Below are 19,879 nucleotides of genomic sequence, written 5' to 3'. Positions count from 1 at the left end.
ACAAGAACAAGGAGACACGCCATGTACCAACATTTTATCGAAGGCTTACAACGCCTGGGCCGCGCGCTGATGCTGCCGATCGCGATCCTGCCGATCGCCGGCCTCTTGCTGCGCCTGGGCGACACCGACCTGCTCAACATCGCCGTGATGCACGACGCCGGGCAGGCGATCTTCGCCAACCTTGCGCTGATCTTCGCCATCGGTATTGCCGTGGGGTTTGCCCGCGACAATAACGGCACGGCGGGCCTGGCCGGGGCGATTGGTTATCTGGTAATGGTCTCCACGCTCAAGGTGATGGACACCACCATCAACATGGGCATGCTCGCCGGTATCGCCAGCGGCTTGATGGCGGGCGGGTTGTATAACCGCTTCAAGGACATCAAGTTGCCGGAGTACCTGGCGTTCTTTGGCGGGCGACGCTTTGTACCGATTGTCACCGGGTTTTCGGCGGTGGCCCTGGGCGTGATCTTTGGTTTGATCTGGCCGCCGATCCAGCACGGTATCAACAGCTTCGGTGTGCTGCTGATGGAAAGCGGCAGCTTTGGCGCCTTCGTGTTCGGCGTGTTCAACCGCCTGCTGATCGTCACCGGCCTGCACCATATCCTCAACAACATGGCGTGGTTCGTGTTCGGCACCTTCACCGACCCGACCACCGGCGCCGTCGTCACCGGCGACCTGACCCGCTACTTCGCCGGCGACCCCAAAGGTGGCCAGTTCATGACCGGCATGTTCCCGGTGATGCTGTTCGGCCTGCCCGCCGCCTGCCTGGCGATGTACCGCAACGCCCTGCCGGAACGCCGCAAGGTGATGGGCGGGATCTTCCTGTCGATGGCGCTGACCTCGTTTTTGACCGGCGTGACGGAGCCGATTGAGTTCGCGTTCATGTTCCTTGCGCCGTTCCTGTACTTGATCCACGCCGTGCTGACCGGCCTGTCGATGGCTGTCACTGACCTGTTGAATATCCACCTCGGTTTTACCTTCTCCGGTGGCTTTATCGACATGGTGCTGGGCTGGGGCAAGTCCACCAACGGCTGGCGAGTGATCCCGGTGGGGTTGGCGTACGCGGTGATCTACTACAGCGTGTTCAACTACTGCATCCGCCGCTTCAACCTGAAAACGCCTGGGCGTGAAGACATCCAGGTGGTGCAGGCCGAGGCGATGAGTGATAACCAACGGGCCGGCGCCTACATCCGTGCGCTGGGCGGTGCGGCCAATTTGCTGAGTGTCGGCGCGTGCACTACTCGCCTGCGTCTGGACATGGTGGATCGCAACAAAGCAGTGGACGCGGACTTGAAAGCACTCGGCGCCATGGCCGTGGTTCGCCCAGGCAATGGCGGGAGCTTGCAGGTGGTGGTCGGGCCCATGGCCGACAGCATTGCTGACGAGATTCGCTTGGCCATGCCGTCGTTTGTTGCCAGTGCGCCGGTGGCGGCTGCACCTGTGGATAAGCCGGTTGCGGTGAATGTGCAGGAGGCCGAGAAATGGCTGAAGGCCTTGGGTGGCCGTGAAAATGTACGCCAGCTCGACGCTGTGGCGATGACCCGGTTGCGGGTGGAGCTGGGGGATGATTCGGTGTTGTCCGAGGCTGATCTGACTGCGCTCGGTTGCCAGGGCGTGAGCCAGCTGGACAGCGGTGTTTGGCACTTGTTGATTGGTGACAAGGCCTCGGGGTTGAGTGAGGCGCTGGAGCGGTTGGTCAGTGGCCGTGAGGTCGGCGCCAGGGTCTAGCGCTGTAGCGGCTGTTCTGGCCTCATCGCGGGCAAGCCCGGCTCCCACATTTGACTGTATTCACAGCTCAAAAATGTGGGAGCGGGCTTGCCCGCGATTGGGCCCGACAGGCGTCCGATTACTTCGGTTCAGGCACCTCAGCTAAATCCAACACCCGATCCACCATCAACTGGATACCCTCCAGCATCCGATGAATTCCCAGCACCGCATCACGCTGCGGGCCGTCGATGTCAAACGCCAGATTGCCCGCCAACGCCTGCACGGATGCCAGGTCTTGGGAGGCATTGGCGAGGAGGGTTTCGCTGTTCAGGTTGGGGAGTATGGTGAAGATTTGGTCGGTGGGCTGAGAATCAGATGGAGGATTTGGACTGTCTTTGATCATGGTGTATTTCCTAGTGAGAGTTTAGGAACTACCAACATCACTTGCAGTTGATGGGTGGCAGCTGTGCGCGGGCCTGCAAGACCGAGTCCCACCAGCACCTCGGTAGACCCGAAGGTCTCCCGCACACAGCCGCCATAAATGACGACCATGAAAAAACGCCGCAATTATAAAGGCGCTTAGGAGTAACTGGTGAGGTTTCGGCGGGCTTGCAGTCCCGGTCGCCACATTGGCAGCGACCCGAGAAGATTAGTGAGGCCAGTTCCGAGGGACAACCTGAAAGGCATGTGGGAAAGGTCTGAGGTGCCTGTCCCGACGCCTTCGCGAGCAAGCCCGCTCCCACAGTTTGATCGGTGCCCGACGTGGCAATGCGGTCAAATGTGGGAGCGGGCTTGCTCGCGAAGAGGCCATCACAGCCAACAAAAAACCCGCTGACCAAACTGGCCCAGCGGGTTTCTTGTTTCTGCCATCTGCGAATCAAAAATCCGCCAACTGCCACACCTCATACGCCGGTGTCTCATACGGATGGCTCAGCTTGAGCGCGGCCACAACGGCCACGATCAACGCATCCGCCACCACCAGCTCAACCTTCCATTCTTCGACCACTTCAACCTGGCCCACCTGCCCAATAAACGGCTGGCTGCCGTCCAATGCGCGGAATTGGCCCTGGCCCAGCACTTGCCAGGCGCAGCTGTCGTAGTCGCCGATGCGCCCGCCGCCGGCTGCGAAGACGGCGGTTTTTACCGTCTCCACGTGGCTTGCGGGCACAAAGAAGCTGAGCTTGTACACCGCCTTAGTTCACCCACACGCGGGCGTTGCGGAACATGCGCATCCAGGCGCCGTCTTCGTTCCACTCTTCCGGGCGCCACGAGTTCTGCACGGCGCGGAACACACGCTCCGGGTGCGGCATCATGATGGTCACGCGGCCGTCGCGGCTGGTAAGGCCGGTGATCCCGCGCGGCGAGCCGTTCGGGTTGGCCGGGTAGCTTTCGGTGACCTTGCCGTGGTTGTCGACAAAACGCATCGCCACGCAACCGGACAGGTCGGCTTCGAGCAGGGCTTCTTCGCTTTCGAACTCGGCATGGCCTTCACCGTGGGCGATGGCGATTGGCATGCGCGAACCGGCCATGCCTTGCAGGAAGATCGAGTTGGATTCCTGCACCTGCACCATGGCGACACGGGCTTCGAACTGCTCGGAACGGTTACGCACAAAGTGCGGCCAGAACTCGCTGCCCGGGATCAGTTCGCTGAGGTTGGACATCATCTGGCAACCGTTGCACACACCCAGGGTGAAACTGTCGTTGCGCTCGAAGAAGCCCTGGAACGCATCACGCGCACGGCTGTTGAACAGCGCCGACTTGGCCCAGCCTTCACCGGCACCCAGCACGTCACCGTAGGAGAAACCGCCGCAGGCGACGAGGCCTTTGAACGCGTTGAGGTCAACGCGACCGGCGAGGATGTCGCTCATGTGCACGTCGATCGCATTAAAGCCGGCGCGGTCGAACGCGGCCGCCATTTCCACCTGGCCGTTGACGCCCTGCTCACGCAGTACCGCAACTTGTGGGCGGATGCCTTTTTTGATGTAAGGCGCGGCGATGTCCTGGTTGACGTCGAAGCTGAGCTTGGTGCTCAGGCCCGGGTTTTCTTCTTCCAGGATCACGTCGAATTCCTGCTCGGCGCAGTCGGCGTTATCACGCAGGCGTTGGATCTGGTAGCTGGTCTCGGCCCACTGGCGTTGCAGCAGACGACGCTGGCCGGCAAACACGGTGTCGCCATTGAAGGAGATATTGACTTCACCGTTGTTGATCGGCTGACCGATCACTGCCACGCAGTCGTCCAGGCCGGCGGCGCTGAATTGTGCGAGCACGTCCGGGGTGGCGTCCTGGCGAACCTGGATCACGGCGCCCAACTCTTCGTTGAACAGGATGCCGTTGATTTCGCAGGCGGCCTCGGCAACGCTGTCGAGCACGATGTTCAGGCCGCAGTGACCGGCGAAGGCCATTTCTACAACGCTGGTCAGCAAGCCGCCGTCGGAACGGTCGTGGTAAGCCAGCAGGTGGCCGTCGGCGTTCAGGCCCTGGATCACGGCGAAGAAGGCTTTCAGGTCTTCGGCGTCATCCACGTCCGGCGCGTGCTTGCCGAGCTTGCCGTGGGTTTGCGCGAGGATCGAGGCGCCCATGCGGTTCTGGCCACGGCCCAGGTCGATCAGGATCAGATCGGTGGTGCCCTTGTCCATGCGCAGTTGCGGGGTCAGGGTCTGACGGATGTCGGTGACCGGTGCAAAACCGGTAACGATCAGCGACAGCGGCGAAGTGACGCTCTTGTCGGTGCCGTCTTCGTTCCAACGGGTGGCCATGGACATCGAGTCCTTGCCCACCGGAATGGTGATGCCCAGCTCCGGGCACAGCTCCATGCCGACAGCCTTGACGGTGTCGTACAGGCGCGCGTCTTCACCGGGGTGACCGGCAGCGGACATCCAGTTGGCCGACAGTTTGATGTCGGACAGCTTGCCGATGCGGGAGGCGGCGATGTTGGTGAGGGTTTCACCAATGGCCATGCGGCCCGACGCCGGGGCGTCCAGCAGGGCCAGCGGCGTACGCTCGCCCATGGCCATGGCTTCACCAGTGTACACGTCGAAGCTGGTGGCGGTGACGGCAACGTCGGCCACCGGCACTTGCCATGGGCCGACCATTTGGTCACGGGCCACAAGACCGGTGATGGTGCGGTCGCCGATGGTGATCAGGAAGCTTTTGCTCGCCACGGCCGGGTGGTGCAGCACGCGTTCGATGCTGTCGGTCAGGTCGAGACTGCTTGGGTCGAAGTCATCGCCCAACTCGGTTTCACGCACGGCCGAACGGTGCATGCGCGGGGCTTTGCCCAGCAGCACTTCGAGTGGCATGTCGACCGGGCTGTTGCCGAAATGGCTGTCGGTGACCGTCAGTTGCGGCTCGGCAGTGGCTTCGCCAACCACGGCAAACGGGCAACGCTCGCGTTCGCAGATGGCCTGGAAGCGCGCGAAGTCTTCAGGGCCGACGGCCAATACGTAGCGTTCCTGGGATTCGTTACTCCAGATTTCGTGCGGGGCCATGCCCGGCTCGTCGTTTGGAATGTTGCGCAGTTCGAAACGACCGCCGCGCTCACCATCGTTGACCAGTTCCGGGAAGGCGTTGGACAAACCGCCGGCGCCGACGTCGTGGATGAAGCTGATCGGGTTCTTGTCACCCAACTGCCAGCAACGGTCGATGACTTCCTGGCAGCGGCGTTCCATCTCTGGGTTTTCGCGCTGTACGGAAGCAAAATCCAGGTCTGCCGAGCTGGTGCCGGTGGCCATGGAGGAAGCAGCGCCGCCGCCCAGGCCGATCAACATGGCCGGGCCGCCGAGGACGATCAGCTTGGAGCCGACCAGAATCTCGCCTTTCTTGACGTGTTCTTCACGGATGTTGCCCATGCCGCCAGCCAACATGATTGGCTTGTGGTAGCCGCGCACTTCATCGCCACGCGGGGTGGTGATGGACTGCTCGAACGTACGGAAGTAACCGGTCAGCGCCGGACGCCCGAATTCGTTGTTGAACGCGGCGCCGCCCAGTGGGCCTTCGATCATGATGTCCAGCGCGGTCACGATGCGCTCAGGCTTGCCGTACGGCACTTCCCACGGCTGTTCGAAGCCTGGGATCTGCAGGTTGGACACGGTGAAACCGGTCAGGCCCGCCTTTGGCTTGGCGCCACGGCCGGTGGCGCCTTCGTCACGGATCTCACCGCCGGAACCGGTGGCTGCGCCCGGGAACGGGGCAATTGCGGTCGGGTGGTTGTGGGTCTCAACCTTCATCAGGATGTGCACCGGCTCCTGCACCGCGCCGTACTGACGGGTTTCAGGGTCCGGGAAGAAACGACCGGCAACCGAGCCGACGATCACCGAGGCGTTGTCCTTATAAGCCGACAGAACGCCTTCGCTGTGCATCACGTAGGTGTTCTTGATCATGCCGAACAGGCTTTTTTCCTGGCTTTCGCCGTCGATGTCCCAACTGGCGTTGAAGATCTTGTGACGGCAATGCTCGGAGTTGGCCTGCGCAAACATCATCAGCTCGATGTCGTGCGGGTTGCGCTTCAAGCCGTTGAAGGCATTGACCAGGTAGTCGATCTCGTCTTCGGCCAGGGCCAGGCCCAATTCGATGTTGGCCTTCTCGAGGGCGGCGCGGCCACCGCCAAGCACGTCAATCGCAGTCAGCGGCTTGGGTTCGGCGTGGCTGAACAGGCCGCCAGCGTGTTCCAGCTGGCTGACGATGATCTGGGTCATGCGGTCGTGCAGGCTGCTGGCGATCAGCTCGGCTTCGGCGTCGCTGAACTGGCCGGCAACATAGAAAGCGATACCGCGCTCCAGGCGCTGGATTTTTTCCAGGCCACAGTTGCGGGCGATATCACTGGCCTTGCTCGACCAGGGCGAGATGGTGCCGAACCGCGGCAGAACCAGGAACAAGCGGCCGTCAGGCTCTTGAACGGGAACGCTTGGGCCGTACTTCAGAAGGCGCGCCAGCACTTGCTGTTCGTCGGCGGTCAACACGCCGGTAACGTCGGCGAAGTGAGCAAATTCAGCATACAAGCCTGTAACCGCTGGAACCTTCTGGCTCAGTTGCTCAAGGAGTTTGCTGTGGCGAAAGGCAGAAAGGGCAGGAGCGCCGCGCAGGATCAACATCTTCGGGACAGCCTCGGGAAGGGGGTGTGCTTTGAGGCCGTGCATTCTAGCGTAAACCATCGCCAACGGCACCCGAAACGGCACGGCTGGCCGCTGCCGAACGTCAGTTGGCACGGTTTGCACAGTATCGGGGCATTTTCCGGGGCTGGGCGCGCAGTTATTTTAACCGTCACAAACCCTCGCCAACCCGCGTTTCTGCGGGCTGCAGCCCGGTTCTGCGGGCGCTAGCAGACAAGTGCGCTGCTGTCGAGATATGGCGCTGAGGGTCGTTTGCGTATACTGCGCAGATGTTCTTCCCTACTGCTTTGCGCCCGCGATGCGCCAAATGGCTGATCGCAACCGGACTCTTCCTGATGCTCAGCGCCTGTGTTGATAAACCCAGCACGCTCGAGCGAATCAAGGAGGATGGCGTATTGCGGGTGATCACCCGAAACAGCCCGGCCACTTATTTCCAGGACCGCAACGGTGAAACCGGTTTCGAATACGAACTGGTCAAGCGGTTTGCCGACGACCTGGGCGTGAAGCTGGAAATCGAGACCGCCGACAACCTTGATGACCTGTTCGGCCAGTTGGGCAAACCCAACGGCCCGGTTCTGGCCGCCGCCGGTCTGGTCAGCAGCGAACAGCGCGAGCAGCAGGTGCGCTTCTCGCACCCTTACCTGGAAGTGACGCCGCAGATCATCTACCGCAACGGCCAGTCGCGCCCCACCACCGCAGCCGACCTGGTGGGCAAGAAGATCATGGTGCTCAAGGGCAGCACCCACGCCGAGCAATTGGCCGAGCTGAAAAAGCAGAACCCTGCGATTGAATATGAAGAATCCGACGCCGTTGAGGTGGTCGACCTGCTGCGCATGGTGGACGAGGGGCAAATCGACCTGACCCTGGTGGACTCCAACGAAGTCGCGATGAACCAGGTGTACTTCCCCAACGTGCGCGTGGCCTTCGACCTCGGCAATGCCAGCCACCAAAGCTGGGCCGTGGCGGCAGGCGATGACAACAGTCTGCTCAACGAGATCAACAGCTACCTGGACAAGGTGGAAAAGAACGGCACCCTGCAGCGTCTTAAAGACCGCTATTACGGGCACGTCGATGTGCTCGGTTACGTCGGCGCCTACACCTTTGCCCAGCACTTGCAGCAACGCCTGCCCAAATACGAGAAGCATTTTCGGACTTACGCCAAGGAAGAAAAAGTCGACTGGCGCCTACTGGCGGCCATCGGCTATCAGGAATCACTGTGGCAACCGGCCGTCACCTCCAAGACCGGCGTGCGTGGCCTGATGATGCTGACCCAGAACACCGCCCAGGCGATGGGCGTGTCCAACCGCCTGGACGCCAAGCAAAGCATCATGGGCGGCGCCAAATACCTGGCCAAGATCAAGGATGAGCTGGACGACAGCATCGCCGAGCCGGATCGCACCTGGTTCGCCCTCGCCGCCTACAACGTCGGCACCGGCCATCTGGAAGACGCGCGTACGCTGGCGAAGAAGGACGGCCTGAACCCCAACAAGTGGCTGGACGTGAAGAAGATGCTGCCGCGCCTGGCGCAGAAGCAGTGGTACAGCAAAACCCGCTATGGCTATGCGCGCGGCGGTGAGCCGGTGCATTTTGTGGCGAACATCCGGCGTTACTACGACATCCTCACCTGGGTGACCCAGCCGCAGCTGGAAGGCAACCAGGTGGTCGACGGCAACTTGCACGTGCCGGGCGTGGACAAGACCAAGCCGCCCGAAGATAACCCGCAGCTGTAAGCCACTTTCCCAAACACCACAAAACCCTGTGGGAGCCGGGCTTGCCCGCGATGGCGGCCGGCCAGTCAACCTATTCGTTACCTGACACACCGCGATCGCGGGCAAGCCCGCTTCCACATTAGAGAGTGGTCGCCTTAAAGACCGGTGAGCAAATGCACGACGCCGCCGCCCAACACCATCACCCCCGGCACACCCGCCGCCCTTAACGCCGGCTCATCCAACCGCGCCGCATCCTGCAGTTGCACACGCACCCGCGTCAGCGCCACGCGTTGCTGCGACTTGAGGTTATCCGCGCCACCCAATGCACTCAGCACGCTGGCCGACAACAGACCCGGCGTCGGCGCCGCGACCGTCTCGGCAATCAAATCCGGGGTCAGGGCTTTCCAGAACGCCCGCTGCAATTTCTCGAACATGCTCAGTGCTCCACGACAGGTGAGGTTTCAACGGTAGCCGCGTGGTACTGGCGCAGGGCCTCGCGCACATGCGCGGCTTCTTCCAGGCCCAGCACCTGGCGGGCAATGATCTGGCAATCGGCCAGGTCCAGCTCGCGCACGGTGGCCTTGATGGTTGGGATCAGCGGCACGCTGACCGACAACTCATCCACGCCAAGCCCGATCAACATGGGTACAGCCAACGCTTCGGAGGCCAATGCGCCACACACGCCCACCCACTTGCCATGGGCATGCGCGGCCTTGACGGTGGTGGCGATCAGGCGCAACACCGCGGGGTGAAAGCTGTCAGCCTGGCTGGCCAGCCGTGGGTGATCACGGTCCATGGCCAAGGTGTATTGAGTGAGGTCATTGGTGCCGATGGAGAAAAAGTCCACATGCGGGGCAAAGACATCGGCCATCAGCGCCGCAGACGGCACCTCGATCATGATGCCCAGCTTCGGCAACGCTTCAAGCCCCAGCGCCAGCGCTTCCTCTTCAAGAATCTTGCGCGCCAGGTGCAGCTCCGACAGCAGGCTGACCATCGGCAACATGATGTGCAGCCGCGTCAACCCGGCGCTGGCAAGGATCGCGCGAAACTGTTCGCGCAGGAGCTCCGGGCGCTCCAGGCACAGGCGGATACCGCGCAAGCCCAAAAACGGGTTGGTCTCGCTTTCCATCGGCACATAGGCCAACGGCTTGTCGCCGCCCACGTCCAGAGTGCGCACCACCAAATTGCGCTCAGTGCCCAAGGCGCGGGCGATGGCGCTGTAGGTGCCCGCTTGCTCCTCGGGGCTGGGTGCGCGGTTGCGGTCCAGGTAGAGGAATTCCGAACGCAGCAGGCCGACGCCTTCACCGCCCAGGGCCAGGGATTGCTCCACTTCCTGCAATGAAGCGACGTTGGCCGTGACCTCAACGTGATGGCCGTCGCGGGTCGTGGCCGGCAAGGCCGCCTGCGCCACCTCACGCTGACGGCGTTGCACTTGCTGATCACGGGCCGCCTGCAGTTTTTCGATTTCAGCCAGGTCTGGCTCCAGGTGCAGCTCGCCTTTGTCGGCGTCGAGCAGGACTTGTTTGCCATTGGCCAGTGCCAACACGTGCCCCGGCACACCGCAAATCGCCGGCAGGCCGAGCGCACGGGCGAGGATCGCCACATGACTGGTCGCGCCGCCGCCGACAGTGACAAACCCCAGCACCTTGCGGGTATCCAGGCTGGCGGTTTGCGACGGCGTCAGTTGCTCGGCAATCAGGATGGCCTGCTCGGGCAAGTCCCATGCGCGGTCCTGAATACCGAGAATCAGCTTCAGCACGCGCTGGCCGACATCGGCCAAATCCGCCGCGCGCTCGGCGAGCAGCGCATTGCCCAAGCCCTGGAACAGCTTGGCGGTGGCAACGGTGGCGCTGTTCCAGGCAAAGGCGGCGCTTTTGCCTTCGGCCAGCAGGCCGTGGGCTTGCTCCAGCAAGGTCGGGTCTTCGAGCAACTCCTGATGGGCCCTGAAAATCTCGGCCTGGGCGCTGCCGGCCGCCTTGGTTTGCAGGGTTTGCAACGCCTCGGTTGCCGCCAGCAGGCCACGCGTCAACGCGTCGCGCTCGGCGGTTTCGCCGATGCCATTTTCAGTGATGTTCAGCTCCGGTTCGGCCACCTGCACAACTTGGCCAAACGCCGAACCCGGTGACGCACACACGCCGCGCAGCAACGCGGCCGACGACACGGGCGCGACCGCCTCAACCACCTGCGTCGGTGCCGCGACCGTTTCGCCACAGCCCTCGGCCAACAGCGCGACCAATGCCTTGATCGCCGCGTCGGCATCGTTACCCGCCGCACTGACCTGCAAGGTGTCGCCCTGCGCGGTTTGCAGCGCCATGATCGCCACCAGGGATTTTGCGTTGGCGCTTTGGGTTTGCTTGTGTAAGTAAATGCTCGCGTCAAAACCCTTGGCCGCCTGGGCAAACACCGCCGCAGGTCGGGCGTGCAGGCCATTGGCGTTGGGCAAGCTCAGCGGCTTGGAGAACAGCGCATCACCCTCCTCCTCCACGACGGCTGCAGTGGCCTCGCCGGGTGATACTCGCAGCAGCGGCTGGCCCACATCCACCCAATTGCCGTCCGGCGCCAACAGCGTGAACGGCTCGCCGCTGACCACCAGCATCAAGGTCAACAAACTGCGCGCAGTGAGCGCCACGTAATCGGCATCGAATTCAATCAGCGGTTGCCCAGCTTCCACTCGCTGGCCTTCCTGCACCAGCCGCGTGAAACCCTGGCCTGCCAGGTTCACCGTGTCCAGCCCGATATGCATCAGCACCTGAACGCCGTTGTCGTCGGTAACGCTGACCGCATGGCCACTGTCCTGGAGACTGCTGATCACCCCGGCCAGCGGTGCGCAAAGGGTCTGCGAGGTGGGATCGATGCACAGGCCGTCGCCGATCATGCGACTGGCGAACACCGGGTCGGGCACCTGATCCAGCGCCAGCAGCACACCCGACAGCGGCGCCAGCAGTTCCAGGGGTTGAGTTGTGGTCATGACTTCACCTGCTGTTTTGTTCTGTAAAAATCCGTGTGGGAGCGGGCTTGCTCGCGAATGCGGTGGTTCATTCAATAGATGTGTTGCCTGATATACCGCTTTCGCGGGCAAGCCCGCTCCCACATTTGGTCCGCGTTATTTCCACCAGTATTCGACCTGCACACCCACATTCGAGCCATGCCGCGCTGTGCCGTAGGCGCCGGTGTCGGACAACGCCGAGCCCGCCGCCAATTCATTCGCCGCGCGCTTGGCCGCTTCGTTCCAGGTTGCATAGGTGTAGTACAAACGCACTTCCGGCCGCGCCCAGAAATCCGGGCCGTTGGGCGACCAGGTCGGGGCGAAGGTGAATTTGCTCAGCTTGCGCGTGCCACCGGTGGCGTCGACCTGATCATGCCCAAGTTCGGTGACCAGTTTGAACTGCTCGCTGATGGCATACGCCGGGCGCACGCCGATGGACATCCAGGTTTGGTCCTGGCTGCCAGGGCGAATATCTTTTTGATACACCGCCTCGACCTGCCCGCCAAAACGCGGGGTCACCTGCCAGTCGAAAAACTCCACGGCGCGGTAGCTTTTACTGCTGTTATCCAAAGCCGTGTTGCCGGTGTAGCCCAGGCCCGTGCCGGGGCCTTCGCCGTACTGCAAGGCAAACTTGTTTTTGCCGCCCAGGAAAGGTTTTTGCACGTGCTGCGCCGTGATCGCCCAACCGCTGTTGGCGTCACGACCACCGGCTTTTTCGATGTAGCTCAAGCCGAACTCCAGTTCACCGCCGGGGTTGGTCTTGAACCCCGCCACGTTGAAGTCGTGACGGGTGGCGTATTCCTTCTGGTACAGGTTGTCCTTGCGGGAAATGGCGTAGCTGTATTTGAGGTCGCCGATCAGCACGTCCTCGACGCCGCCGCCGGTGGCGCTCTGGTTCCAGTAGTAGAAGTCGGAGATATGGATGTCGTTACGTTTGTAGTAACGCCGGCCCGCCCACACCGAGCCGCCATTGAGGCTGGGCAAATTGGACCACTGCGCATACATCTGCGGCATGCGCGCCGAGCCGTTGTCTTCGCCCTGGAACTTCAGGGCACGGTCGTATTTGTTGTACAGCGACGCCATGGCATCGACGCTGAGCACCGAGCCGTCGTCGAGGGTTAGCAGGTCCTGGCGCAATTCCAGTTCGGCGTATTGCTCGCATTCGTTACCCAAACGGTACTTCGTTTGCGCCCCCGGCAACTGGAAGCACTGCTGCTTGCCACTGCCCGTTGAAGTGCCCGCGCCGCTGCGCAAGTAACCGGCAAATTCCAGGGCCTGCGCGGCAAAAGGTGCGGTAAGGCATGACGCAATGAGGCCCAGCTTTATTGTTGTTTTCATGAAGCACTCCTTTATTTTTATTTTTTTCTTACTTTTTGTCTTACGCGCGGCGTGCAGAGGCCGGCTCGCTGGCAATGGCGCGCTCAGGGCACTATCGCCGGCAAGTGGGCTCCTACGGGTGGCTCGCGGTGTTTCAGTCGGTCAGGTGCAGCACGAATGATTCATAGGGGCGCAACACCACCGTGGCCGTACGCAACGGGCAATCGGGGTAGTTGCTGATCAGCAGGCGTTGCTCGCTTGAGGCGTTAATCACGCCTTGCGGCAGCTGGATTTCGCAGGGTTTGCCATAGAAGTTGTTCACCACCAGCAAGCGCTCGCCATGGCCTTCGCGCAGGTAGGCCCAGACCTGGAGGTGGTCTTGCAGCAGTTGGCGATAAACCCCCGCCTGAATCAGCGGCTCATGCCGACGCAACGCAATCAGCGCACGGTAGTGATGCAGCACCGAATCCGGGTCATCCCGTTGGCTTTCGACGTTGATCTGCGCCGCGTTGGCTGGAATACCGATCCAGGGTTCACCGCTGCTGAAACCGGCGTTGGCTTGAGTGCTCCACTGCATCGGCGTGCGGCCGTTGTCGCGCGACTTCTGCATGATCGCCGCCATGCTTGCGCCCTCGGACTCACCGGCATCGCGCTTGAGCCGGAAGATGTTCAGGGTCTCGACATCGCGGTACTGCTCGATCTTGTTGAAGCCAGGATTGGTCATGCCCAACTCTTCGCCCTGGTACACATACGGCGTGCCCTGAAGGAAGTGCAGCGCCGTGGCGAGCATCTTGGCCGAGACCACGCGGTGCTCGCCGTCGTCACCAAAACGCGAGACCACCCGCGGCTGGTCGTGGTTACACCAGAACAGCGCATTCCAGCCACCACCGGCCTGCATGCCCAGTTGCCAGTCAGAGAAAATCTGCTTGAGCTGCAGGAAATCGAAGTCGGCCTTCACCCACTTTTGCAGGTTCGGGTAATCGACCTTCAAGTGATGAAAGTTGAAGGTCATCGACAGCTCTTTCGACTCAGGATTGGAGTAGCGAATGCAGTGTTCCAGGCTGGTGGATGACATCTCGCCGACGTTGATCAGGTCATGCCCTTCGAAGACTTCGCGGTGCATTTCCTGCAGGTAGTGGTGCACATTCGGGCCGTCGGTGTAGAAGCGCCGGCCATCAGTGTTGTCTTCTGGGAAATCGGCGGGCTTGGAGATCAGGTTGATCACGTCCAGGCGGAAACCGCCCACGCCTTTGTCGCGCCAGAAGCGCATCAACTTGAACACTTCGGCGCGCACCTTGGGGTTGTCCCAATTCAGGTCGGCCTGGGTGTGATCGAACAGGTGCAGGAAGTACTGGCCGGTTTGCGCTTCGTATTCCCAGGCGGAGCCGCCGAACTTGGATTCCCAGTTGTTTGGCTGGTCGCGCCAGATATAGAAGTCGCGGTACGGGTTGTCGAGGCTGCTGCGCGCCTGCTGGAACCACTCGTGTTCGATGGAGGTGTGGTTGACCACAATGTCGAGCATCAGCGTGATGCCGCGCTTGGCCGCTTCGCTGATCAGCAGGTCGCAATCGGCCATGGTCCCGTAGCTTGGGTCGATGGCGTAGTAGTCGCTGATGTCATAGCCGTTGTCGCGCTGCGGCGAGCGCAGGAATGGGGTGATCCACAGGCAATCCACGCCCAGCCATTGCAGGTAATCGAGCTTGTCCACGATGCCCAGCAGGTCACCGGTGGCGTTACCCGCGTGGCTGTGGAAGCTTTTTGGGTAGATCTGGTAGATCACCGAGTGCTGCCAGTTTTGCATGGTGGATTCCTTCAATAGAGTTGTGTGCTGGCCTTGCCGGCCTCATCGCGGGCAAGCCCGGCTCCCACACTTGAATGTGTTCACCCACCAATGTGGGAATTGGCTTGTCGAACCGTCGATCAGGCGACCCGGTAGCCAGGCCGCACGATCTTCATGCTCAACGCACAGGTCAGTACAAATGGCACGACAATCGCGATGACCATCCCGATGACAAAAACCGGGATGTACTGCGGCAGGATTGAGATAAACGCCGGCAAACCACCGACACCAATGGCCGAGGCCTGCACCTTGTTCAGCGACAGGAAAATGCTGCCCAGTGCCGAGCCGAGCAAGGCGGCGTAGAACGGAAACTTGAAGCGCAGGTTCACGCCAAACATCGCCGGCTCAGTGATACCGAAGTAAGCGGAAATCGCCGAGGTCGAGGCCATGCTCTTGTCCCGCGCATTGCGTGTCGTATAGAACACGGCGAGCGCGGCGCTGCCCTGGGCCAGGTTGGACATGACGATCATCGGCCAGATAAAAGTGCCGCCCTGGGTGGAGATCAGTTGCAGGTCCACGGCGAGGAACATGTGGTGCATGCCGGTGATCACCAGCGGCGCGTACAGCAGGCCGAAAATCGCCCCGCCGACCATCGGCGCCAGGTCAAACAGGGTGACCACGCCTTCGGTGATCAGGATGCCGAGGTGACGGGTCACCGGGCCGATGATCGCCAGGGCCAGTACGCCGGTGACGACAATCGTGGTGATCGGCACCACCAGCAACTGGATGGCATTGGGCACTCGCGCACGCAGCCATTTCTCGATGACGCTCATCACATAGGCGGCCATGAGGATCGGCAGGATCTGCCCCTGATAACCGACTTTTTCGATCTTGAACCAACCGAAAATATCGAAGTACGGCAGGCTCTGGCCGTCGAGGCCGGCGACTGCCTTGCCGTAGTTCCAGGCATTGAGCAGGTCCGGGTGCACCAGCATCAGGCCGAGCACGATGCCGAGGATTTCACTGCCGCCAAACCGCTTGGCCGCCGACCAGCCCACCAGCGCCGGCAGGAACACGAACGAGGTGTTGGCCATCAGGTTGATCAGGCTCCACAGGCCATCCAGGTTCGGATACGCCGCAAGCAGCGTCTTGCCCTCGATGAACATGCCTTTGGCGCCCATCAGGTTGTTAACGCCCATCAGCAGGCCGGCGATGATCAACGCGGGCAGGATCGGCATGAACACATCAGAAAATACGCGCACCAGGCGCTGCATGGCGTTGGTCTTGTCGGCACCCTTCTTCTTCACGTCGGCAATGGTGGCGGCGGCAAGGCCGGTCTGCTCGCGCAGCGCGGCGTAGACCTTTTCCACTTCGCCGGGGCCGATCACCACCTGGAACAGGCCGCCAGTGAAGAACGACCCCTTGACCAGATCGACCTGGTTCAACGCGCCGCTGTTGACCAGACTCGGGTCCTTGAGCGCCAGGCGCAGGCGGGTCACGCAGTGGGCAGCCTGCTCAAGGTTGTCGCTGCCCCCGAGGTGCTCGAGAATCTCGCGGGCAATAGTCGAATAGTCGTGGCTCATGCTTGGTTTCCACTTTGATTTTTTTATTTGGGGGCAGTCATTGGCAGCACGCCGAGGGCAAAAGTACTCGTACAGACGAGTTAAAGCAACAACTCGTCTGTACGAGTTACAAATAGTTTAATTTTCTGAACGTGGAGTCAGACTTTTCCTCTATTCCACAGGTGGCCAATGGACAAAGCCCACCTCTGCCACTAAGGTTCCTGCCTTGAACGCGCAGTTCACCCTCATCAAGTCGGGCATAGAGCCATCCCCATGAGCAAATACAACCAGATCTATACGGATCTGCTTGCCAACATCACCACCGAACGCCTGCAACGCGGCACGCGCCTTCCCTCCGAAACCGAACTGATGGACGCCTACCAGGCCAGCCGTGGCACCGTGCGTCGCGCAATCGAGCAGCTGCAGGAGCGCGGTTTCGCGCAAAAAATTCACGGCAAGGGCACGTTCGTGCTGTCGCCCAACCCGATCGAGTTTCAACTGGGCGGCATCGTCAGCTTCCACGAAACCCACGCTGACCTGGGCGATGACGTACGCACCGAAGTCGTCGAGTTCAGCCAGATCCCGTTGGAAGGTTCACTGCTGCAACACATCGAAGCCGAACCCGGCACCCTGATCACGCGCATCAAACGGGTACGGCGCATCGGCGGCAAACGGGTGATCCTCGACATCAACCACTTCGTCGCCGAACTGATCCCCGGCCTGGACCGCGACATCGCCGAACAGTCGATCTACGCGTTTATCGAGCAGACGCTGCAGCTGCAGATCAGCTACGCGCAACGCACCATCGAAGCCCTGCCGCGCAGCAAGGACGATCAGACCCATCTGGACCTCGAAGGTCAGAGCCATGTGATCGTGGTGAGCAACCAGACGTTTTTGCAGGATGGCCGCCAGTTCGAGTACACCGAGTCGCGGCATACGCTGGATAAGTTTTACTTTTCTGACATTGCGCGGCGCTGAGGCCTCACGCAAAAGCGGTGTGGGAGCGCGGTGGCCCGCGATGGCAGGGCATCTGCCGCGCAGGTTCGGTCTGACACGCCTTCATGGCGGGCCATCCGGTTCAGCAGGTGCCGGGGTTGTGGATGAGTTCGTGTGGACGTCGACGCCGAGCACACCTCCCTGACCCGTGTGGCTCAACATCCGCAGGCCATGTGGAAGGCGTCACATTTCCTGATCTTTGTATCAAACCGCTTACCCACCATGAAACTTATGGCGCATGCCACTATCTGAGCTATCCAAAGCCACCTGGGAAATTTCTTTTTCTAAGTGTGGAAACGTCGACCTTATTTTATTTCGATTCAGTGCCACCGCCGTTCCAGGCTGTGCACTTATTGCGCCTCTGATTCTGATCACAAGGATGTGAAATGCCCGCGGACTCACGCTGCCCACTGCACAAGCCAGCCCCCTCCCGATATGTCATGAGGCTGGCGCGCTTGTCGTCGATGAATGCAAGACACCTCGCGCTGACGGCGCTGGCAGTGTGGACACTCTTTACGACCGCCACCGCTCAGGCTGCCGGGCCTGAAGAGGAATTACTGCGTCAGCAGGAGCGTGAACGCGCGCTGCGTGATCAATTGGAATCGCGGCCCGATGTACGTCTCCAGGCACCGACGCTCGACGAAGGCGGCTCTCGTCTTCCGGCGAAAGAAGCGCCCTGCTTCGCCATTAAAGACATTCGCCTGATTGGCGACGCATCCGAGAAGTTTCAATGGGCGCTGAAGGCCGCCAACCCCGAGGACGACCCCGCCGTGGGGCGCTGTCTGGGTGGCGCGGGTATCAACATGACGATGAAGCGCATGCAGAATGCGATCATCCAGGCGGGCTTTGTCACCACCCGCGTGCTTGCCGAAGCTCAGGACCTCAACAGCGGGATTCTGGTGCTGACAATCGTGCCGGGGCGCATCCGCGAAATCCGTTTTGCCGAAGGCACCAGCCGTCGCGCCACCCTGTGGAATGCGATGCCTGCCAACCCCGGCGACCTGCTTAACCTGCGCGATATCGAACAGGCGCTGGAAAACTTCAAGCGCGTGCCCACTGCCGACGCCGACATTCAAATCACCCCCACCCTGGCGGCTGATGCCAAGCCCGGCGAAAGCGATGTGGTGATCAAATGGAGACAGCAGTTTCCGGCCCGCGTGAGCCTTTCCTTCGACAACTCGGGCAGCAAATCCACAGGCAAGTATCAGGGCAATGTGTCGCTGTCGCTGGACAACCTGCTGTCGCTCAACGACTTGTTCTACGCCAGCTTCAACCACGACCTGGGCGGCGGCGAGTCCGGTCGACACGGCTCCAAAGGCAATACGCTCCACTACTCGCTGCCGATGGGTTACTGGCAACTGGCGTTCACCACCAGCGAGTACAACTACGAGCAGTCGGTCGCCGGCGCCACCCAGACGTACCAGTATCGAGGCGAAAGCCGTACCAACGATCTGCGCCTGTCTCGGCTGCTTTACCGCGATGCCGTGCGCAAAACCACGGCGTGGGGTGGCCTGTGGACACGATCTTCTGAAAACTTCATCGACGACACCGAGATCGGCAACCAGGATCGGCGCATGGCGGGCTGGCAGCTCGGCCTGGATCACCGGGAATTTATCGGCACCTCTATTCTGGACCTCGGCGTCGCCTACCGTCGCGGCACCGGCGCACATGACTCGCTGCGGGCCCCCGAAGAAGCCTCTGGTGCCGGCACATCACGCTCGCAGATCATCACCGCCGACGCCCAACTGCAAGTGCCATTCGCCATAAGCGACCAGCGCCTGCGCTATATCGGCAGTTGGCGGTCGCAATGGAACAGGACACCGTTGGTGCCGCAGGACCGCTTCTCGATTGGCGGACGTTACAGCGTGCGCGGGTTTGACGGAGAAAACATTCTGTCTGCTGATCGCGGTTGGACACTGCGCAACGAAGTCGGCCTGGCGCTGGGGCAAACCGGCCAGGAGCTTTACACCGGTGTCGACTACGGCGAAGTCAGCGGCCAGGCCAGTAAGTACCTGATTGGTAAACGACTGGCGGGGGCTGTAGTGGGTGTGCGTGGTGGTTACAAAGGCCTGTCTTATGACTGGTCGGTAGGCACGCCGCTCAAGAAGCCAGATGGCTTCAAGACCGCCAACGTGACCAGCGACTTTACCGTCATCTGGTCGTTCTGAGGGGTAATGCCATGCGTTTTGAAACCCTGGACATCACGGCACCCGGCCTGATCGACGAGCCTTGGAACGAGGCGGCGGTGCTGGGCTCGGTCACTTGGTTGTGGATGCATTCCAGCGCTCACCGGGATGCGCCACTGCACAGCTTACCGACACTTCTGCTGCCGGCGCTCAAGCATCGCCAATTCGTGCTGGGCAGCGAGCACGGCAAGCCGGTGTGCTACCTCTCCTGGCTTAACGTCGATGAGGCAGCGGAACAGCGCTATTTGCAGCAATCACCGCTGACATTGAGCGACGCGGACTGGAATTGCGGCGAGCGCCTCTGGCTCAACGACTGGGTCGCGCCGTTTGGCCATACGGCCACCTTCACCCGAATCCTCCAGCGCCATCTGTTCGCCAACCGATGTGGTCGCGCGCTGTATCACCGGGGCGACGAGCGGGGCCTGCAAATCAAGACATTCCAGGGCATCGGTGTGATCCCTGAGCAGGCCAGGGCCTGGTTTGCCGCTCATCCGGTCGCCACGGCACCGTAACTTCAACTTTTGTATC

Annotated in this window: 13 protein-coding genes; 5 read left to right on the top strand and 8 right to left on the bottom strand. The window is 61.4% G+C overall.

What is annotated here, in order from left to right; all coding sequences use genetic code 11:
• Positions 1-21 precede the first annotated feature (21 nt).
• Complete coding sequence (gene nagE, locus ACM530_RS15815) at positions 22-1,728, top strand: N-acetylglucosamine-specific PTS transporter subunit IIBC (protein ID WP_145164158.1); 1,707 nt, start codon at positions 22-24, stop codon at positions 1,726-1,728.
• Between the two features lie 118 nt (positions 1,729-1,846).
• On the opposite strand, the gene ACM530_RS15810 is transcribed toward nagE, so the two are convergent.
• The 3 genes from ACM530_RS15810 to purL form a co-directional block, all read right to left on the bottom strand.
• A complete protein-coding gene (locus ACM530_RS15810) occupies positions 1,847-2,110 on the bottom strand; it encodes a DUF6124 family protein (RefSeq protein ID WP_262209864.1) in 264 nt (87 codons plus the stop codon).
• A 474-nt stretch (positions 2,111-2,584) separates the two neighbouring features.
• On the bottom strand, positions 2,585-2,896 hold the full coding sequence (locus ACM530_RS15805; protein ID WP_416362647.1) for an NGG1p interacting factor NIF3: 312 nt from the start codon (positions 2,894-2,896) through the stop codon (positions 2,585-2,587).
• A gap of 4 nt (positions 2,897-2,900) precedes the next feature.
• Positions 2,901-6,797: a phosphoribosylformylglycinamidine synthase gene (gene purL / locus ACM530_RS15800; protein ID WP_242199999.1), complete on the bottom strand. Its 3,897-nt coding sequence runs from the start codon at positions 6,795-6,797 to the stop codon at positions 2,901-2,903.
• A gap of 287 nt (positions 6,798-7,084) precedes the next feature.
• Between purL and mltF the strand changes: the two genes are divergently transcribed.
• Positions 7,085-8,545 (top strand): membrane-bound lytic murein transglycosylase MltF, encoded by a 1,461-nt coding sequence (gene mltF, locus ACM530_RS15795; protein WP_145164162.1) that lies wholly within the window; start codon positions 7,085-7,087, stop codon positions 8,543-8,545.
• 134 nt (positions 8,546-8,679) lie between these two features.
• Here mltF and ACM530_RS15790 read toward each other — a convergent pair whose 3' ends face one another.
• From ACM530_RS15790 to treP, 5 genes are all read right to left on the bottom strand, one after another.
• Positions 8,680-8,958, bottom strand: coding sequence for a PTS transporter subunit EIIB (locus ACM530_RS15790; RefSeq protein WP_242199899.1), 279 nt, complete (start codon positions 8,956-8,958; stop codon positions 8,680-8,682).
• A gap of 2 nt (positions 8,959-8,960) precedes the next feature.
• Positions 8,961-11,492 carry a phosphoenolpyruvate--protein phosphotransferase gene (gene ptsP / locus ACM530_RS15785; RefSeq protein WP_242199897.1) on the bottom strand — a complete coding sequence of 844 codons (2,532 nt, stop codon included), beginning with the start codon at positions 11,490-11,492 and terminating at the stop codon, positions 8,961-8,963.
• A gap of 135 nt (positions 11,493-11,627) precedes the next feature.
• On the bottom strand, positions 11,628-12,848 hold the full coding sequence (locus ACM530_RS15780; RefSeq protein ID WP_145164168.1) for a maltoporin: 1,221 nt from the start codon (positions 12,846-12,848) through the stop codon (positions 11,628-11,630).
• 133 nt (positions 12,849-12,981) lie between these two features.
• Entirely contained in the window at positions 12,982-14,628 is a 1,647-nt protein-coding gene (treC, locus tag ACM530_RS15775) for an alpha,alpha-phosphotrehalase (protein WP_416362646.1), read from the bottom strand.
• A gap of 119 nt (positions 14,629-14,747) precedes the next feature.
• Positions 14,748-16,190 carry a PTS system trehalose-specific EIIBC component gene (treP, locus tag ACM530_RS15770; RefSeq protein WP_145164172.1) on the bottom strand — a complete coding sequence of 481 codons (1,443 nt, stop codon included), beginning with the start codon at positions 16,188-16,190 and terminating at the stop codon, positions 14,748-14,750.
• Positions 16,191-16,442: 252 nt separating this feature from the next.
• Between treP and treR the strand changes: the two genes are divergently transcribed.
• The 3 genes from treR (at position 16,443) to ACM530_RS15755 (ending at position 19,863) form a co-directional block, all read left to right on the top strand.
• Positions 16,443-17,147 (top strand): trehalose operon repressor, encoded by a 705-nt coding sequence (gene treR, locus ACM530_RS15765; RefSeq protein ID WP_145164174.1) that lies wholly within the window; start codon positions 16,443-16,445, stop codon positions 17,145-17,147.
• A gap of 482 nt (positions 17,148-17,629) precedes the next feature.
• Entirely contained in the window at positions 17,630-19,333 is a 1,704-nt protein-coding gene (locus ACM530_RS15760; protein ID WP_416362645.1) for a ShlB/FhaC/HecB family hemolysin secretion/activation protein, read from the top strand.
• Between the two features lie 11 nt (positions 19,334-19,344).
• Positions 19,345-19,863 (top strand): toxin-activating lysine-acyltransferase, encoded by a 519-nt coding sequence (locus tag ACM530_RS15755; protein WP_017139694.1) that lies wholly within the window; start codon positions 19,345-19,347, stop codon positions 19,861-19,863.
• Positions 19,864-19,879: the final 16 nt, after the last annotated feature.

Origin of the sequence: Pseudomonas sp. NFX183, from assembly GCF_047943075.1 — a bacterium.
In the GTDB taxonomy this organism is placed as follows: domain Bacteria; phylum Pseudomonadota; class Gammaproteobacteria; order Pseudomonadales; family Pseudomonadaceae; genus Aquipseudomonas.
Note: the sequence above shows the minus strand (reverse complement) of the source record. Positions and strands in the feature narration are given on the sequence as shown.

What these genes read in the sequence shown, in the direction of transcription:
- ACM530_RS15760 (WP_416362645.1), top strand. Translation starts at nt 17,630, where the DNA reads ATGAATGCAAGACACCTCGCGCTGACGGCGCTGGCAGTGTGGACACTC.
- nagE (WP_145164158.1), top strand. Translation starts at nt 22, where the DNA reads ATGTACCAACATTTTATCGAAGGCTTACAACGCCTGGGCCGCGCGCTG.
- treP (WP_145164172.1), bottom strand. Translation starts at nt 16,190, where the DNA reads ATGAGCCACGACTATTCGACTATTGCCCGCGAGATTCTCGAGCACCTC.
- ACM530_RS15780 (WP_145164168.1), bottom strand. Translation starts at nt 12,848, where the DNA reads ATGAAAACAACAATAAAGCTGGGCCTCATTGCGTCATGCCTTACCGCA.
- ptsP (WP_242199897.1), bottom strand. Translation starts at nt 11,492, where the DNA reads ATGACCACAACTCAACCCCTGGAACTGCTGGCGCCGCTGTCGGGTGTG.
- ACM530_RS15810 (WP_262209864.1), bottom strand. Translation starts at nt 2,110, where the DNA reads ATGATCAAAGACAGTCCAAATCCTCCATCTGATTCTCAGCCCACCGAC.
- mltF (WP_145164162.1), top strand. Translation starts at nt 7,085, where the DNA reads ATGTTCTTCCCTACTGCTTTGCGCCCGCGATGCGCCAAATGGCTGATC.
- ACM530_RS15790 (WP_242199899.1), bottom strand. Translation starts at nt 8,958, where the DNA reads ATGTTCGAGAAATTGCAGCGGGCGTTCTGGAAAGCCCTGACCCCGGAT.
- ACM530_RS15755 (WP_017139694.1), top strand. Translation starts at nt 19,345, where the DNA reads ATGCGTTTTGAAACCCTGGACATCACGGCACCCGGCCTGATCGACGAG.
- purL (WP_242199999.1), bottom strand. Translation starts at nt 6,797, where the DNA reads ATGTTGATCCTGCGCGGCGCTCCTGCCCTTTCTGCCTTTCGCCACAGC.
- treR (WP_145164174.1), top strand. Translation starts at nt 16,443, where the DNA reads ATGAGCAAATACAACCAGATCTATACGGATCTGCTTGCCAACATCACC.
- treC (WP_416362646.1), bottom strand. Translation starts at nt 14,628, where the DNA reads ATGCAAAACTGGCAGCACTCGGTGATCTACCAGATCTACCCAAAAAGC.